Source organism: Mycobacteroides franklinii (genome assembly GCF_001853795.1).
GTDB classification, from domain to species: domain Bacteria; phylum Actinomycetota; class Actinomycetes; order Mycobacteriales; family Mycobacteriaceae; genus Mycobacterium; species Mycobacterium franklinii.
Genome location: NZ_MLIK01000019.1, coordinates 823,169 through 839,868, shown reverse-complemented (window position 1 = coordinate 839,868; position 16,700 = coordinate 823,169). Strand labels below are relative to the sequence as shown.

The 16,700-nt window shown below is 63.1% G+C and carries 18 protein-coding genes; 11 read left to right on the top strand and 7 right to left on the bottom strand.

What is annotated here, in order from left to right; translation table 11 throughout:
* Nucleotides 1–56: 56 nt before the first annotated feature.
* Genes BKG76_RS11925 through BKG76_RS11910 form a run of 4 tightly spaced genes read left to right on the top strand, consistent with a single transcriptional unit; the run spans nt 57 to nt 2,956 of the window.
* Nucleotides 57–929: a sigma-70 family RNA polymerase sigma factor gene (locus tag BKG76_RS11925; protein ID WP_070937821.1), complete on the top strand. Its 873-nt coding sequence runs from the start codon at nt 57–59 to the stop codon at nt 927–929.
* 17 nt (nt 930–946) lie between these two features.
* Nucleotides 947–1,438, top strand: a complete 492-nt coding sequence (locus BKG76_RS11920; RefSeq protein ID WP_070937820.1) for a Dps family protein — start codon at nt 947–949, stop codon at nt 1,436–1,438.
* A 22-nt stretch (nt 1,439–1,460) separates the two neighbouring features.
* Complete coding sequence (locus tag BKG76_RS11915) at nt 1,461–2,111, top strand: DsbA family protein (RefSeq protein WP_070937819.1); 651 nt, start codon at nt 1,461–1,463, stop codon at nt 2,109–2,111.
* A 32-nt stretch (nt 2,112–2,143) separates the two neighbouring features.
* Nucleotides 2,144–2,956, top strand: coding sequence for an HpcH/HpaI aldolase/citrate lyase family protein (locus BKG76_RS11910; protein ID WP_070937818.1), 813 nt, complete (start codon nt 2,144–2,146; stop codon nt 2,954–2,956).
* Here the strand turns inward: BKG76_RS11910 and BKG76_RS11905 are convergent.
* A complete protein-coding gene (locus BKG76_RS11905; RefSeq protein WP_070937817.1) occupies nt 2,946–4,196 on the bottom strand; it encodes a M20 family metallopeptidase in 1,251 nt (416 codons plus the stop codon). The two genes, BKG76_RS11910 and BKG76_RS11905, sit on opposite strands and share 11 nt — an antisense overlap.
* Before the next feature lie 110 nt (nt 4,197–4,306).
* On the opposite strand from BKG76_RS11905, the gene BKG76_RS11900 reads away from it, so the two are divergent.
* Together BKG76_RS11900 and BKG76_RS11895 are read left to right on the top strand one after the other, a co-directional pair.
* Nucleotides 4,307–5,467 carry an NAD(P)/FAD-dependent oxidoreductase gene (locus BKG76_RS11900; protein WP_070937816.1) on the top strand — a complete coding sequence of 387 codons (1,161 nt, stop codon included), beginning with the start codon at nt 4,307–4,309 and terminating at the stop codon, nt 5,465–5,467.
* 55 nt (nt 5,468–5,522) lie between these two features.
* Nucleotides 5,523–6,356 carry a glycoside hydrolase family 16 protein gene (locus BKG76_RS11895; RefSeq protein WP_070937815.1) on the top strand — a complete coding sequence of 278 codons (834 nt, stop codon included), beginning with the start codon at nt 5,523–5,525 and terminating at the stop codon, nt 6,354–6,356.
* 40 nt (nt 6,357–6,396) lie between these two features.
* Here the strand turns inward: BKG76_RS11895 and BKG76_RS11890 are convergent, their stop codons facing one another.
* The 4 genes from BKG76_RS11890 to BKG76_RS11875 all read right to left on the bottom strand — a co-directional run bounded on the left by BKG76_RS11890 (nt 6,397) and on the right by BKG76_RS11875 (nt 9,805).
* Nucleotides 6,397–7,431 carry a TQO small subunit DoxD gene (locus BKG76_RS11890; RefSeq protein ID WP_070939163.1) on the bottom strand — a complete coding sequence of 345 codons (1,035 nt, stop codon included), beginning with the start codon at nt 7,429–7,431 and terminating at the stop codon, nt 6,397–6,399.
* A 119-nt stretch (nt 7,432–7,550) separates the two neighbouring features.
* The gene (locus BKG76_RS11885; protein WP_070937814.1) at nt 7,551–7,931 is read right to left on the bottom strand and encodes a hypothetical protein; all 381 of its coding nucleotides are present in this window, start codon (nt 7,929–7,931) and stop codon (nt 7,551–7,553) included.
* A 31-nt stretch (nt 7,932–7,962) separates the two neighbouring features.
* The gene (locus tag BKG76_RS11880) at nt 7,963–9,126 is read right to left on the bottom strand and encodes an NAD(P)/FAD-dependent oxidoreductase (RefSeq protein ID WP_070939162.1); all 1,164 of its coding nucleotides are present in this window, start codon (nt 9,124–9,126) and stop codon (nt 7,963–7,965) included.
* A gap of 58 nt (nt 9,127–9,184) precedes the next feature.
* A complete protein-coding gene (locus BKG76_RS11875) occupies nt 9,185–9,805 on the bottom strand; it encodes a mycothiol-dependent nitroreductase Rv2466c family protein (protein ID WP_070937813.1) in 621 nt (206 codons plus the stop codon).
* A gap of 272 nt (nt 9,806–10,077) precedes the next feature.
* Between BKG76_RS11875 and BKG76_RS11870 the strand changes: the two genes are divergently transcribed.
* The 3 genes from BKG76_RS11870 to BKG76_RS11860 are packed head-to-tail and all read left to right on the top strand — an operon-like array spanning nt 10,078 to nt 13,647.
* Nucleotides 10,078–10,509 (top strand): MmpS family transport accessory protein, encoded by a 432-nt coding sequence (locus BKG76_RS11870; RefSeq protein ID WP_070939161.1) that lies wholly within the window; start codon nt 10,078–10,080, stop codon nt 10,507–10,509.
* 29 nt (nt 10,510–10,538) lie between these two features.
* The gene (locus BKG76_RS11865) at nt 10,539–13,373 is read left to right on the top strand and encodes an MMPL/RND family transporter (RefSeq protein ID WP_165611533.1); all 2,835 of its coding nucleotides are present in this window, start codon (nt 10,539–10,541) and stop codon (nt 13,371–13,373) included.
* A 4-nt stretch (nt 13,374–13,377) separates the two neighbouring features.
* Nucleotides 13,378–13,647, top strand: a complete 270-nt coding sequence (locus BKG76_RS11860) for a metal-sensitive transcriptional regulator (RefSeq protein WP_070937811.1) — start codon at nt 13,378–13,380, stop codon at nt 13,645–13,647.
* Nucleotides 13,648–13,662: 15 nt separating this feature from the next.
* Here BKG76_RS11860 and BKG76_RS11855 read toward each other — a convergent pair whose 3' ends face one another.
* A complete protein-coding gene (locus BKG76_RS11855; protein WP_070937810.1) occupies nt 13,663–14,094 on the bottom strand; it encodes a pyridoxamine 5'-phosphate oxidase family protein in 432 nt (143 codons plus the stop codon).
* A 44-nt stretch (nt 14,095–14,138) separates the two neighbouring features.
* A complete protein-coding gene (locus BKG76_RS11850; RefSeq protein WP_070937809.1) occupies nt 14,139–14,681 on the bottom strand; it encodes a TetR/AcrR family transcriptional regulator in 543 nt (180 codons plus the stop codon).
* A 154-nt stretch (nt 14,682–14,835) separates the two neighbouring features.
* On the opposite strand from BKG76_RS11850, the gene BKG76_RS11845 reads away from it, so the two are divergent.
* A complete protein-coding gene (locus BKG76_RS11845; RefSeq protein WP_070937808.1) occupies nt 14,836–15,603 on the top strand; it encodes an SDR family oxidoreductase in 768 nt (255 codons plus the stop codon).
* A gap of 57 nt (nt 15,604–15,660) precedes the next feature.
* A complete protein-coding gene (locus BKG76_RS11840) occupies nt 15,661–16,596 on the top strand; it encodes a patatin-like phospholipase family protein (RefSeq protein WP_070937807.1) in 936 nt (311 codons plus the stop codon).
* Nucleotides 16,597–16,700: the final 104 nt, after the last annotated feature.

Below are 16,700 nucleotides of genomic sequence, written 5' to 3'. Positions count from 1 at the left end.
TCGGTTTCGTTGACCTCACCCCTATGACGACCGACCTGACGGAAAGGTGACCTCCCGTGGACCTCATCGAAAAATTCGAGTCCGTGCGGCCGCGGCTGCTATCCGTGGCCCACCGAATCGTCGGCACGCACCATGACGCGGAGGACGCGGTGCAAGCCGCGTGGATCCGGGCGCAGTCCGCCGACCTGCACGAGGTGGACAATCTCGATGGGTGGCTCACCACCGTCACAGCGAGGCTCTGCCTCGATCAGCTGCGGGCCCGCGAGCGGCGGGGTGAAATTCCACTGACTGCCGATCACATCCCGGGCATCCAACTTGCCGCCGACGAGGATTTTCTTCAGCGCGAGCAAGTCTCACGCGCCATGCTGGTGGTGCTCGACGAACTCTCACCCAAGCAGCGCGTGGCGTACGTCCTGCATGACCTGTTCTCGGTGCCGTTCGAGGACATCGCGGCGGTGCTGGACATGACGGCAGCCTCCGCGAAAAAGCTGGCCAGCAGGGCCCGATTGCGGCTCAGTGCTGCCGCCCCCGCCGCTCCGCCGCCCCGGAACATCACCGACCAGCTGGAGATAGTCGAGGCCTTCCTGTCCGCCGCCCGCGGCGGCGATATCGAACGGTTGATAACGCTGATGGCGCCCGATGTCGTCCGCACGGTCGACCCGACACTCATCCCCAGTGGCGCGGCGACACTGGTACGCGGCGCGCGGGCAGTGGCAGAGGAGACACGTTCCTTTATCGACCGAATCGTGCTGGCAACAACACTTCTCGTCGACGGACGGGGCGGTGCCGTCATCGCACCGGGCGGTCATCCCTTCGCGATCATCCGGATGGACATCTGCGACGGGCTGGTCACGCACATCGACATCGCCCCCTATGCGGCCGGCACTGTCGAACTCCCTCCCGGCTTTTCTGGAATAGTTCCAAACTAGAGCGGGTTGCACCTGACATGACGAACACAGCCCGTCTCTCAGAAACCGATGTCAAGCACTTCAGCGCCTCGTCGGCGCTGTCAGACAACCTGCAACGCGTCCTGGTCGACCTGATCGAACTTCACCTCCAGGGCAAGCAGGCGCACTGGAATGTCGTGGGAAGCAACTTCCGCGATCTGCATCTGCAACTCGACGAAGTGGTGGACTTCGCCCGCGAGGGCAGCGACACCATCGCCGAACGCATGCGTGCCCTGTACGCCGTACCCGACGGCCGGTCGGACACGGTCGCGGCCAGCACCACACTGCCCCAGTTCCCGCCGTATGAACGCAGCACCGGCGATGTGGTGGACCTCATCACCGTGCGCACCCAGGCCGCGGTCAACACGTTGCGCGCCGTGCACGACGAGGTCGACGACGAAGATCCCACCACCGCCGACATCCTGCACCAGCTCATCGACGGGCTGGAGAAGCTGGCCTGGCTGATCGCCTCCGAGAACCGCAAGGTGTAACAGCCTGCGCGATGATGGACCGATGCACGTAGTGAAACGTCTCGCGACGATCATCGGTCTACTCACCGCGGTCCTGGTGTGGGGTCCCAATGTCGGACTCGCCCACGCGGCCGATGCCGCGCCCGCTGGCGATGTCTTGTCTATCGGTAACCCCGATGCGCCGGGCCAGATCGATCTTTACCTGGATCCGCTGTGCCCCTACAGCGGGAAGATGGTGCAAAACCAGGGCGACGAGATCGGCCGGCGCATCGAGTCCGGCAAGCTGCACATCAACCTTCGATTCGTGGACTTCCTCGATAAGTACTCCGCCAGTGGCACATACGACAGTCGTGCCATCTATGCCGGCTTTGTCGTCGCCGACCAGTCACGGTCCAGCGAGACCACCTGGCGCTTCATCCAGCAGATCTATGCCAAGGACCATCAGCCCAAGGAAGAGGGCGACACGGACCTGAGTAACGAGCAGCTGGCAGCGCTGGCGGAGCAAGTCAACGCACCCCAGGGCGCACAGGATCTGATCCGGCTCGGCTTGCCGGTGCCCTTTGATGCCCGCGCCATCGCGGCGAACAACCTGCCGCTGCTGCGCGCGTTCCCCAAGTCCGGGGTACCCATGGTCGTCCTGGACGGCAAGCAGGTTGACGGCGAATCCGACTGGCTGAGCCGAATCCCCCGATAACAACAACCCTGCGAAATACTGGCGCGGTGACAGTGAATTCGAAGGTCTCACGCTCATGGCTGCTGGTGAATCCCTCCCGGGAGCCCGATCTCGACGCGGCCGTCACCTCCACGAAGGCCGACGAGGTGATCCTGGACTTGGAGGACGCCGTCGCGCCGAATGAGAAAGAACCGGCGCGCGAACGCGTGCTTGACTACCTCAACTCCGGCGGGCAGGCCTGGGTGCGCGTCAACGACGCATCCAGTGATTTCTGGTCAGCCGACTGCCGAGCCCTCGCGGACGCTCACGGTCTCAAGGGTGTCGTACTTGCCAAGACCGAGGGCGGAAATCACATGTGGGACACCGCAAACCGCCTCGGCGGCGAAGCTCCGGTAATCGCGCTGATCGAGACGGCGCGCGGCCTTTCCCGCGTGCACGACATCGCGGCCGCTCGTCCCTGCTTTCGTATTGCCTTCGGCGTCAATGACTACACGCTTGATATCGGTGTCGAGCAAGACCCATTGGCCCTGGCGTACAGCCGCTCTCAGCTTGTGGTGGCTTCGCGGGCTGCGCACATTCCTGGCCCGATCGACGGGCCGACACGTGATCCGGCCGAACTGGCCGAGGGGGTTGCGTTGACCCGCCGCATGGGCATGACCGGAAAGCTGGCCCTGCATTCATCCGACGCGGACACCATCAACAAGGGCCTCAGCCCCTCCGACGAGGATGTGTCGTGGGCACGCGACTTCGTGGAGCGCTTCAATAGCCAAGGCGGGAAACCCAAGGACGGCAGCGACCTGCCCCGGCTCAACCGCGCCCGGATCATTCTGGAACGGGCCCGGATGCTGGGACTGATCACGCCGTAGCGGTCAGCCGTGACAACGCCGCGACGGTAAGCGCCTCGATCCCCGTGCTCAGCGTGGGTTCCAGCACCGGCGCGAACTGCGGAGAATGGTTGGACGGCACCGGCTTTCCTGCCGCCGCGGCATCTTCGAAGCGCTGCAGCTCATATCCGCCCCAGAACCAGAACGCGGTGGGAACCCCCGCGGCGGTCCCGAAGAATCCGACATCCTCGCTGCCCGCGAGCGGGCTCGGAGACTCCACCACTCGGTCGGCACCGAAATGTCCACGGAACACGGCGGCTATCGCCTGCATCGCCGCGTCGTCGACAACGGTGATGGGGAAGGTGTGCAGCGAGGTCACCGCCGGTTCCTTATCGGCGCCGGAGGCCGTCGACTCGGCCTGAGCGATCCGCGTGATCGAAGCCAGCGTCTTCTTCCGGACTTCCTCATTGAAGGTGCGGATGTTGATACCGAGCTCGGCGTCGTCGGGAATGATGTTGTCCTTCGCGCCCGCGTGCAGGTAGCCGACGGTGACCACGGCAGGCTCGAATGGCGACAGCTCACGGGAGACGATGGTCTGCAGGCGCTGCACCACATTGGACGCCATGACCACCGGGTCGATCGTCGATTCCGGTTGCGAGCCATGGCCACCGCGCCCGAACAGCTGCATCTTGAGCGAATCCGAGGCGGCCAGTGCCGTGCCGGTCTTGTACGCAATCATCCCCGCAGGCAGCGGACCGACGTGCTGGCCCAGGACGACCTCGGGCTTGGGGAACCGCTCGAGGATTCCGTCGTCGATCATCGCCTTCGCTCCCCCGCCGATCTCCTCGGCAGGCTGAAACACCGCGACCACGGTTCCCGACCACGTCTCCTTGAGCTCGGTCAGCAGCCGAAGTGTCCCGACCAAGGCCGTCACGTGCATATCGTGACCGCACGCGTGCATGACGGGAACATCCTTACCGTCGGAGTTGGTGGCACGGGCAGTGCTCGCGTACGGAAGACCGGTCTGCTCCTGCACCGGAAGCGCGTCGAAGTCGGCCCGCAACCACACCACGGGGCCGGATCCGTTGCGCAGCACGGCGACAACCCCGGTACCGCCGACACCCGGTGTCACCTCCACCCCGAGCGGTGCGATGACCTCCTCGATCTTCTGCGCAGTCCGGTGCTCCTGGAAGGACAATTCCGGATGCTCATGCAGATCGCGGTAGAAGTCGGCCAAATCCTCCAAGTTGTCAGCCCAGTTGTCGGGCAACGTGATCGGCATTCGGCCTCCCAGTCTGTGTGCTGCTGTTACCACTCAGTGACGACAATACGGCGGTTTCACGACCTACCCTCGAACTCAAGAGACCATCACCTCACCGAGACGGAGTTCACGTGAGCCACCTCATCGAGACCGAACTCTCCGTCGATGTCATCGTCGTCGGCGGCGGGATGTCGGGAGCCTCGATCGCCTACGAATTGGCCCAACACCGAACCGTCGCTCTGGTCGAGCGTGAGCCGACGCTCGCGTTCCACACCACCGGCCGGTCGGCGGCGACCTTCATCGGGAACTACGGAAATCCCGTGATTCGAATGTTGACGGCGGCCAGCCGTGATTTCTTCACCGATCCGCGTGAGGGCTTCGACGCACCATTGGCCACATCCCTGCCGCTCCTGATCATCGCCGATGCCACGCACAGGGATGCGCTGCGGGAAGCACACCAGCAGGCCTGGCTGCTCGGGTGTCACACAGAGTTGGTCGACGGCGCCGTCGCCCAGGAGATCAACCCGTATCTGCGTTCCGGGTACACCCAACTGGCGACTGTCGATCTGACACCGATGGAACTGGACGTCCACGGGCTGCACCAGGGCTACGTGCGCGGCCTACGGCGGCGCGGGGGAATCATCGAGAAGTCGGCCGCAATCGTCAGCGCAGTGCGACAGCAGGGCCGGTGGGTGCTGCACGACTCCTCCGGACGGACATTCGAAGCAGCGACCGTCGTCAACGCGGCCGGTGCGTGGTGCGATGAGCTCGCACAGCTCATGGGTGCGCGAGCGGTGGGAATCCAGCCCCTGCGGCGCACGGCGTTCATGGCCTCCGCGCCGCAGGGCGGCACCATCGGCTCACTTCCGATGACGCTGGACGCGTCGGAGGCCTTCTATTTCAAACCCGATGGCGCGCAGTTCCTCTGCTCTCCCGCCGACGAGACACTTCAGCCACCCGGTGACCCGCGGCCGGACGAGCTGGAGATGGCGCGCGCTATCGGGATGATCAACGAGGCGACCACCCTGCGCATCCGGAGCGTGAATTCGGCCTGGGCGGGCCTGCGATCCTTCACCTCCGATCGCACGCCCGTCGTGGGTGACGATCCGGATATCGAGGGCTTCTTCTGGTACGCGGCCCAGGGCGGATACGGCATTCAGATGGCTCCAGCCCTGGCCCGGGTGGGCGCCGCGCTGGCCACCGGCGGCCCCCTGCCGGATGATGTGGCCGCACGCGGACTCACCGCGGCAATGCTGGCTCCCGGCCGAGACTCGCTACGCATGCAGCACTAGCGGCCGTCCCGCGCACCCGGACCCGTTCGGGCGAATCCTGTTAGGGTCGGCCACGATGGTGAACATGGATCGGCGCCGCATGATGGCGTTCTCAGGGCTTGGCATGTTGGCAGCAGCGGTTTCCATGCCGGAGGCGTGGGCGCAACCGTCTCCGCAGAACCCGCCCAACCGCCCGCCCGCGGCACCCCCCACCGGTAAGTACGTCTTCGTCGACGAGTTCGACGGCCCGGCCGGATCGGCACCGGACGGGTCCAAGTGGGCGATATCGAAGGCTCGTGAGTCCATGAAGGACCCGACGTTCTGGGAGCTGCCCGAGAATGTCGGCCAGTACCGTGACGATCGCAAGAATGTCTACCTCGACGGCAACTCGAACCTGGTCATCAAGGCCGCGAAAGACGGCAACACGTACTACGGCGGCAAGATCTACAGCACGACCGAACTCGGTATCGGCTACACCTGGGAAGCGCGCATCAAGTTCAACTGCCTGACCCCGGGCGCCTGGCCGGCGTTCTGGCTCGGCAGCGACCAAGACGGTGAGATCGACATCGTCGAGTGGTACGGCAACGGCAGCTGGCCGGCCGCGACCACCGTGCACGCCAAGGCAAACGGCTCGGAATGGAAAACCCACAATCTGTCCCTGGACAGCGGCTGGCACACCTGGCGCACCCAGTGGGATGACAAGGGCATCCGCTTCTGGCGCGACTACACCGACGGCGCCGCCCCCTACTTCGAGGTCGCGGCCAACTCCCTGGCGGACTGGCCGTTCAACAATCCGGGCCACAAGGCCTTCGCCGTGCTGAACCTGGCCGTCGCGGGATCAGGCGGCGGCGATCCGCGCGGCGGCACCTACCCCGCGGAAATGCTCGTCGACTGGATCCGCGTCTGGTAGCTCAGTGGCCCCATTGGGCACCGAGCTACCAGCGCACGCTCTAATCGCCGATCTGCAACCCCTGCACCCACACGGCGCCGCTGACGTCGGCAAGTGCCAGCGTGTAGTGATGTCGCGGATCGATTGGTGCGTGCGGGCCCTCGATGTTCAGCTCCGCCTTGGCCCCCAACGGCACAATCACACCGTGCGCACCGGTTTTCACCGCTGCGATGTAGTGGTTGGTGATGGCGTGCGCGGGCAGCCTGCTCAGCTGATCCGCGCGCAGATCCACAACGGCCCGTCCGGTCTCGCTTTCGGTGACGGTGACACCCACCAGGAACGATCCGTAAACATCCACGCCCTCGGTCCGGTACACGGTGAACCGCAGGTCCCGATCGGAGATGTGTGCGTCCGATATCTCGATGACCGGCGCCACCGACTTGTTGTGCAGGGGCCCATACAGTCCACCGTGGAAGTACTGGTTGGTGAACAATGCGATCGCCAGCACCGCGGCCGCGCCGCCGAGAACCAGGTGGCGGGAAACATCGACAGGTCCCGACGCCAGCCGGGTGAACCAGTTCCGCTTGGTGAACGTGTCATGACGTTCCGCCACATAGTGATCCACTGAGTAGCGGCCTCCGCCGGACAGAAACAGTGTCAGTCCCGAGGCGATGCCGAGAATGCCGATCTGCCATTCGTCCAGGCAGGTTGTGCCCAGCCAGCCCGACCCCAGCAGGATCCCCAGTGCAAGCAGGAAGACACTGACACTCATTGCCCTGGTGAGAATCCCCGCCATCAGGCACAACCCTGTAATGCCCTCCACCACGGTGAAGATGATCATCGACCACTTCAGCAGGTCCGGGTGTTCGATCAGGAAGCCGATGATCGGTTTGATGCCGAGGGCGTGGGGCAGAAAGTGGTTGAACTTCTCCCCCACGTAGCCCGAAACATCCGGGTCCAACTTGTTCTCGAGTGCGACTCTTCGCCAAAAGGCTGAGAAGTAGGTCCATCCGACCACCAGCCGGAGGGGAAGTGCGAGCAGCCCGGCAATATCGGGCCGGCTGTTTTCGGTGCTTACAGAAACGTTGTTGTTCATGGTGTCGACCTCAAAGTCTTGGGATTGAACTAGCGGGAACAGCACGCTCGCGCCCACCCCTGATGTGGGCAGCACGCAGCGGCAGCCAATGTTGACGAGTGCAATGAGGGCGACGCGGATCAGCGCCGGATCACGCCGATCCGATATAAGAGTGATCGACCATCCAGTGCTGCAAGGGGATTCACGTTTCCGGGTGAGCCGCGCGAGAAGGTGATGACGCTGTGGGCTGCTAGGCCATTGAACGCGATGACTACCGTCGGCATCGCCAGTGACGGACGGACAGTGTGTGCCGCATTGTCGACCAGAATGGCATCGGCGGTGGCGCACGCATCCGCGCCGACAATATCCGCACTGGAACTCGATGCGGCCGTATGAGTCAGCGCGGCAATGCCTTTAGGGCAGTGCACGAGTGCCAGCGAAAACAGGACACCGACGAGCAATAGGGGGATTAGCCACCGGCGGCGCGCTACCGCGTTCGGCTTGCGTTGTGCCAGCGGCATATCCCGGATACTAGCAGCGCCGACGACACCGTCAGGTTGTCTTCTCCCACATGTCACGCCACTGGGATTCCTCATCCTGCTTGTCGTCATGCTGGCTCGTGGATGGTTCGGTGAGGGTGATCGCGGGGTGGGGCAGGGTGAAGAAGTCGCCCTTACCCTGAGCCGCATGGTGCTGGCCAGTGTCGATGTAGCAATACCCCAACCCCGAGAGGGCGGCGCCGCTATCTGACTTACCGAGATAGTGCAGTACGTTGTGGGCCGCCGCCTTTGCGCCGTTCTTGGCGAAGATGGCGGCCTTCGGCAGCGGCCGCCCGGAGGGCGATGTCACCGTCGCGGTGTCACCGATTGCCCAGATCCCCTCGTACGGGGTTTGCATGGTCTGAGCATCGACGCCGATCCATCCCGCGGCATCGATGGTGACCGACGGCTCGTGCGGCGGCACGAACACCAGCAAGTCAAAACTCACGGTGGTCCCGTCACCGAATATGACAGCCTTGTTGTCCGGGTCGATGCGTTCGGTGGAGTGTTCACCATGGAAGGCAATGCCGTTGTCCTTGAGCAGCTGCACCAGCTGCGGTCCCGCATAGGGACCCGCCGAGGGCATGGGGTGTGTTTCCGGGGTGTACACGCTGATATCAACGTCCGATCGTATGTCCTTCTCACGCAGGAGATCCGACGCCAGCAGGGCGCCCTCGTAGGGAGCGACCGGACAGCGATACGGCTGCGAGGTCACCAGGAAGACAAGCTTGCCTCCCGAGAAATTCGCCAACGCGCGCCGCGCATCACCTGCTGCCGCGACTCCGTAGTAGTGCACCGCGTCACCCCGGTCGGCTGCTTCGCTCAGACCCGGCACCTTGTCGAGCGCATTGCGGGCACCGGTGGCGATCACCAGGGCATCGAAGTACAGGGTCGACGAGTCGGCCAGGGTTATCGTGTGCGCGTCAGGGTCGATGCCGGCAACGGAACCCGTGATGGCGGTTATCCCCGACAACGCCTCAGCGCTGGGCCGAATCGGCACGCTCGTCGCGTCACGCCAGCCCCGCATAACCCAGGGCAAGGTAAAACCGAGGAAATGCGAGAAATCCTCGTCCACGACCGTGATGTCCACGTCGTCGAGTGATACGCCGGATTGGCGGATTTCGTTGATCACGCTCAGGCCGCCGATTCCGGCACCCAGGATGACGATCTTCTTCATGATCTGCACTCCTTTTTCCTAGAAAAGCCACTGGCTTCGTGGACTTGATTGCCCGCTCTTAGTGGGCTGGGCGCGGGCGCTGCAGCTGAGTGAACTCCGAAACCCTGGCGAGCCCGCTGATCGCGTCGAACAGCGTCTGCGCGGTGTCACGATCCGGCACGGACGTCAGGACCGGGCCGAAGAACGTACGTCCCTGTAACTGCACGAGCGGACTGCCGCCGACATCGCCCAGCGCGCACTGCCCCGCCTCATGGGAGCTGCGGACAAGCTCATCCAATGTGGTGTCCGACAATGATTCGCTTGTCGTCGTCAGAGGCGCCACCGCCGCCAACACACCATCCGCAAGCTCCTCCCCGATGGGGAGCGACTCGTCGAAATACAGCCTGCCGAAGGCGAAATAGGCCCTATGCAGGCCGCGCTGCCCCAGCTCACGATGGATGCCGGCCATGAGGCGTCCCACCTCGCGCGAGTCGCGCATGCGTGCCTGCTGCTCGGGCGGCAACTCCCTGCCCTCGTTCAATACCGCAAGGTTCATCAGCTGCCACTCGACCAGCAGACCGGACTGGGCCGCCACCGTATCCAGCCACCGCGCGGTGTTCCAGGAGAACGGGCACACCGGATCGAGCCAGATTCTTACGTCGAATGTATTGCCTTGTGCTGCAACGCTACCTGTTGACATGCGGCATCTCCGATCACTGTGAAAACATGACTGACACCAGGAACCACGACAGCAAGGGCGTCAGCACCCAGGTTGGTTCCGCTTCATTCATACCATACCCCCCGAGGTATCCGCCAGGACAGGTCGGAGATGGATCCGTGAGAGGGAATATACCGTAGGGGGTATGGTATTTGTATTTACAGGCCACGAGCGACCTTGTCTGAGCAGCCTTCAGCATCGTGCGAAAACACTTGATATACAGCAGAAAGGCGGTAGAGAGCGTGCACATAGCAATAGTTACCGTGTTGAAGCGAGCGTGGGTTCCGGTGGTTATCGCGTCCGCGGTTGGTCTCGGTGCGATATCCGTGAATCACCTGCGTGGCGCATTCGGGTCCGAGCCGATCTTTTCCGCCACCGGCAGCAGCGCGGAACCATTGGTGTCTTCCACGATCAAGCGAGTGCGATACGAGATCTACGGTCCCAGCGGCACCACCGGTGCGGTGAACTACCTGGATGAGAACGCTGTGCCTCGACAGGAACACTTCGTCACTCTGCCCTGGGCGTACACGATCGAAACCACCGTTCCGGCCGTGATCGCCAGCGTTGTGGCACAAGGCGATAGCGCTGTTCTCGGATGCCGGATCACGGTGAACGGGGTGCTCGAAGACGAGCGCTCCGCGGACGGACATCACGCCCAGACCTCCTGTCTGGTGAAAGCCGCATGAGCACCGATCACGAGAAGCGTCCCGCATTTATGCGGTTCGTGCGCCGGTTCGCGGTGCCGATACTGCTGGCGTGGCTGCTGCTGACTATCGCAGTGAATGTGCTTGTGCCTCCGATTGAATCGGTCGCAAGAGACCACGCCGTGACGATGTCGTCGCATGATGCGCCGGCCATGATCGCGGCCAAACACATCGGCCAGAAGTATCACGAGTCCGACTCCGACAGCATCGCGATGATCGTGCTCGAGAGCGACGGAGAGCTCGGCGAGCAGGCACACCGCTACTACGACACCTTGGTGCGCGAGCTGCAGGCCGACTCCGAGCACGTGCAGCATGTGCAGAACGTGTGGGGAGACCCACTGACCGCTGCCGGTGCGCAGAGCCGCGACGGCAAGGCCGCATACGTGCAGCTCAATCTCGCCGGTGATCAAGGCAGCACGCTGGGAAACACATCCGTCGACGCAGTCCGCAAGATCGTGGACCGTTCAGCACCGCCCGCAGGCTTGGCGGTGTATGTCACTGGCCCCGCGGCGCTGACCACGGACATGAACGAGGCCGCCGACAAGAGCATGCTCATCATGATGGGTGTGACGGGCGCGGTCATCATGATCATGCTGCTCATCACGTACCGCTCCATCAGCACGATGTTGCTGGTCTTGGTGATGGTTGGTTTCGAGATGGGCACCGCCAGAGGCGTTGTCGCGATTCTCGGAAACTACGACCTATTGGGGTTCTCGACATTCGTGGTGGCCATGTTGTCGTCATTGGCGATCGCGGCCGGCACCGACTACGCCATATTTCTCATCGGCCGCTATCAGGAAGCACGCCAAGCCGGCCAAGACCGAGAAGCTGCGTACTACACGATGTTCCGCGGCACTTTCCATATCATCCTGGGCTCGGGATTGACCATCGCCGGGGCGACCTTGTGCCTGCATCTTGCCCGGCTGTCCTACTTCAAAGCACTCGGTATCCCGTCCGCACTGGGACTGCTCGTCGTCGTGGCGGGCGCACTCACCGCCGCGCCCGCGGTGGTCGTGGTCGCGAGCCGGTTCGGACTCCTCGATCCCCAGCGGGCGGTGAAGGTTCGGCGCTGGCGGCGCATCGGCACCGCCACGGTGCGCTGGCCCGGCGCGGTGTTTGCCGCCTCACTGGCCATAGCGCTCATCGGTATCGCCATCGTGCCAACCATGAAGGTGAGCTACAACGACCGGTTCTACATACCGGCCGACCTACCGTCGAACATCGGCTATGCGGCCGCCGAACGCCATTTCACGGCCGCCACAATGAATCCCGATATTCTGATGGTCGAGAGCGACCACGACATGCGCAATGCCGGCGACATGATCATCCTGGACAAGATCGCCAAGGACGTGTTTCGAGCCCCGGGGATCGCGATGGTGCAAAGCATCACCCGCCCCCTGGGTGGCCCGATTGAACACACGTCGATACCGTTCCAGATCAGCGCCCAGTCCATACCCATCCAGCAGAACCTTCAATTCATGAGGGACCGCACAGCGGACATGCTCACCATGGGTGATGATCTGGGAGCGATGGTCGGCTCCATGGAGCGCATGCAATCCCTGCTTGCCCAGATGAGCAATGCCACCCACCGAACGACGGCCGATATGACGGACGCGAAGACGACTCTGGACGAGATACGGGACCACCTCGCCGACTTTGATGACGTAATTCGGCCTTTGCGAAACTATTTCTATTGGGAGCAACACTGTTTCGATATCGAGGCGTGCTCGGCGATACGTTCGGTGTTCGACGCGATCGACGGCGTCGACACGTTCAGCGACAAGATGCGGGCACTGACAACAGACATCGGAAGTATCGACTCGATCATTCCGCATATGGTCGCGCAGTTCCCGCCGATCATTGCCATGGCCAAATCCATGCGCGCGGCGCTGCTGACCATGCACAGCAGCTTCTCGGGCCTGGTGACACAGATGGCTCAGATGACCGACACCGCTAGCGCAATGGGACAAGCCTTCGACGCATCCCGCAGCGGTGACTACTTCTACCTACCGCCAGAAGCATTCCAAAATACGGACTTTCAGCGAGGACTGAAGCTTTTTCTGTCCGCCGACGGCACGGCCGCGCGCTTCATCATCACGCACGACAAGGACCCGGCCACCCCCGCGGGCATCTCCTCGGTCACCTCCGAGCTGGAGGCCGCCCATCAAGCCGTCAAGGGAAGCGCCCTGACGGAGGCGAAGTTCTACCTCACCGGAACGGCTGCCATCTATCGCGACATCCAATCCGGCTCTCGCTACGACCTCCTGATCGTCGGAATCGCGTCCCTGACACTGATTTTCGCCGTGATGATGCTCATCACCCGAGCCCTCGTCGCCTCACTCGTCATCGTCGGCACCGTGCTGCTCTCCCTCGGCGCCGCATTCGGGCTCTCGGTACTGGTGTGGCAATACATCTTTGGACTTGAGCTCAACTGGATCGCACCGGTCTTCGGTCTGATCATCCTTCTGGCCGTCGGCTCGGACTACAACCTGCTGCTCGTGTCACGATTCCAGGAAGAGGTCGGCGCGGGACTCAAGACTGGCATCATCCGCTCCATGGGCGGCACCGGCGGAGTCGTCACCGCTGCCGGACTGGTGTTCGCCTTTACCATGATGTCCATGGCGGCAAGTGATTTGAGCTCAATCGGCCAAGCCGGAAGCACAATCGGCTTAGGCCTGCTGCTCGACACACTCATCGTGCGCTCGCTGATGACCCCATCCATAGCCGGGTTACTCGGCCCATGGTTCTGGTGGCCACTGAAAGTCCGCACGCGACCTGCTCGAGAATCGAGCACCCCATATACCCAGGAGGGTATACTGTCAGTAGCTAGACCCCTCGAAAGGTAGACACATGATCGACGATCAAGACAGCATCACCGCGATCCTCGGTAGACTGCGCCGGGCGCAGGGGCAGCTCAATGGAGTGATCAACATGATCGAAACCGGACGCGACTGCAAAGACGTCGTGACGCAGCTGGCTGCCGTGTCACGAGCACTCGACCGCGCCGGCTTCAAGATCGTGGCCACGGGCCTCCGTGAATGCATCGCCGCCGATAAGAATGGCGAGACGGCACCCATGACCGAGGCCGAACTCGAGAAGCTGTTCCTCGCCCTGGCGTAACGCCGGGGCTCGGGCTTACAGCTCGCCCGAGAAGTCTGCGGTGAACCAGCGCTCGGGGCGGATGGTGAACAAGACGGTATCGGCGTTGTCGTAACCACGCGCGAACTCCCGCCCGGCCTCCTCTCCGAGATAGCGGATGGCGATTGTCTCCCGCGGCTCCGCCGGGGCCGGACGCTCTGTCTCGACGACCGTCCCCTCGACGATGACGTACTGGTACGGCGGTTCTTCGTGCTGCACCGTCAGCGTTATCGCACCCGCCTGCTCGATCAGCCGGGCCTTTCGATTGCCCGCGCTGGTGTTGATCCGAATGTTGCCGCCGGGCGTGTAGTCGTACCAGATCGGCACGCTGGCGGGCGGGCGTCCGTTATCGGCCGCAACCGACAACACGGCGATGTGCTTCGCCTCGAGGAACTCCTGGCGTTCTGCTTCGGTGAACTGACGTGGCATATGGCGTCAAACCGACAGATCTGCCGGACTTATTCCCGTATTCCTCAAACTCTGATTCCGCCGAGCAGATTGTCCAACAAGGCATCCACGAAGCCCTCCGTCAGCGGTTGGTCAGGGATCAGTAGCCGGTGGTAACAGGCACCCCACAACTGATCCACGACAACCTCCGGGTCCGCACCGGCACTGAGCTGATCTCGTTCCTGTGCCCGGCGTATCGCCGCAACAGCAAGAGCTCGACGCGGCCCCGAGTACCTTTGCAAGAAGGCATCTTTGAGCTCGGGATCGATCTGGGCCTGCCCAATGAGTTCGCCGATGATCCGGCCACCAGCGGAGTCCCGAATGATGCCGAGAAAGGCCCGCATCTGGGTTCGCAGGTCGCGCTCGATGTCTCCACTGTCCGGGAAACTCAGTTCCGGTTCGACCTTTCGGAAGTAGCCGTCGAGCGCGAGGGCCCCCTTGGACGGCCACCACTTGTAGATCGTCATCTTGCTGGCACCGGAGAGGGCAGCAACCTTATCGATGGTGAACCCGTTGATCCCTTCGTCAAATAGCAGGTCACCCGCCGCCTGAAGCACCTCGTCGCGCACTTCCTCCGCGGGCCGACGCCCCCTACGAGGCTGCTTCGCCGTGCCGCGTGCCGCAGTGGTCACCGTCGCCTCCCCTTTCTTGCCAACTATGTGTACGTACCGTACATTACTTATATGTACGGTACGTACACATAATCGAAGTGGGAGGCCGACGATGAAGATCTCGGGCAACACAGTGTTCATCCCCGGAGCCACCAGCGGGATCGGCTTGGAACTGGCTTTGGCCTTGCAGGCCAAAGGCAACACCGTGATAGTCGGCGGTCGTCGTACCGAATTACTGGATCAGATACGCGCCGAACACCCCGGCATCTCGGCGGTGCAGATCGACGTGGCCGATCCGGCGAGTATTCGCACCGCGACACAACAGGTGCTTGCCGGCCATCCCACCCTGAATGTCCTCATCGCGATGGCCGGGATCATGCGCGTCGAAGATTGGCATCATCCCGAGTCGTTCCTGCAGTCGGCCGAGGACATCGTCACAACGAACGTGCTCGGTCCGATTCGCTTGATCGCCAACTTCATCGAACACCTACAGAATCAACCTCACGCCACCATCGTCACCGTGTCATCCGGATTGGCCTTCGCGCCGCTGAAGGTCACCCCCAGCTACAACGCGTCCAAGGCCGCCATCCACATGCTCAGTGAGTCGATCCGGCTGCAGCTCGCAGACACCCGCGTCGAGGTCAAGGAGCTGCAACCCCCCGCGGTTCGCACCGATCTCATGCCGGGGCAACAAGACAGCGACTTCGCAATGCCCTTGAAGGATTTCATCGACGAGGTCGTCAACTTGTTGGAGACTCAGCCGGATGCCACCGAGATCCAGGTGGAGCAGGTCAAGTTCCTGCGCTATGGGGAGGCGCGCGGCGACTACGCCCAAGTCGTCGCGACACTCAACGCCTCGGACCCCCACGCACGCCAATAGCCAGGTGTCACAGACCTCACCTGGATACATTGCCGTGGTCTTGCCAAGATTGAGGTGATGACTGACGAGGCGAGCACGGGCGAGTCCGGCACCAAGATCGCGCTGGCGCTGGGTGCGGGCGGTGCCCGCGGCTATGCGCATATCGGTGTGATCCAGGAATTGCGCGAGCGCGGCTTCGAGATCTCCGGGATCTCGGGATCCTCGATGGGTGCGCTGGTGGGCGGCTTGGAGGCGGCCGGGGCGCTCGACGGATTCACCTCGTGGGCAACGTCCTTGACGCAGCGGGCGGTGCTGAGGCTCCTGGACCCGACGTGGACCAGTCCCGGCTTCTTCCGCGCGGAGAAGATTCTGGACGTGGTGCGTGAGCTACTCGGCGACGTCGCAATCGAAGACCTGCCGATCCCCTTTACCGCGGTCGCGACCGACTTGATCGCCGGCAAGTCGGTATGGCTGCAGCGCGGCTCATTGGCCGCCGCCATCCGCGCATCCATCGCGATCCCCGGAATGATCTCTCCGCACGTGCTCGACGGCCGGGTGCTGGCTGACGGCGGCGTTCTCGATCTGATGGCGGTTGCGCCGCTGGCTGGGGTACATGCCGAGCTGCGAGTGGCGGTAAGCCTCAGCGGCGGCGAGGAAGTACGTGCCCCGGCGCCCCCTTTGGACCCCGAGCCTCGCGAACCGCGCGTGACGACGGAGTGGTTGAACCGGCTGTTGCGCAGCACCTCGGCACTGTTCTCCACCGACGAGACCGAGGCAGCCGGCCAACCGGACCCCGCCGCGAAACTCACGAGCTTCGAAGTGATGAACCGGACCATCGAGGTCATGCAGTCACAACTTGCCCGCATGCAACTCGCCTCGCATCCGCCGGATGTTCTCATCGAGGTTCCGCGCAGCGTCAGCCGCAGTCTCGACTTTCATCGCGCCACCGAGGTGATCGAGGTCGGGCGCCGTTGCGCCGCAGAGGCTCTCGACGCATATGCGAACAAGACGTAACCGGCCCTCCGACCCCTAGTTCTACCTTTATCCACAATCGTCGTTTTATCCACAACAAGGGCCTTGCCTACCGTGCAGCTCGAAGAATTACCCTAGAATCAAAC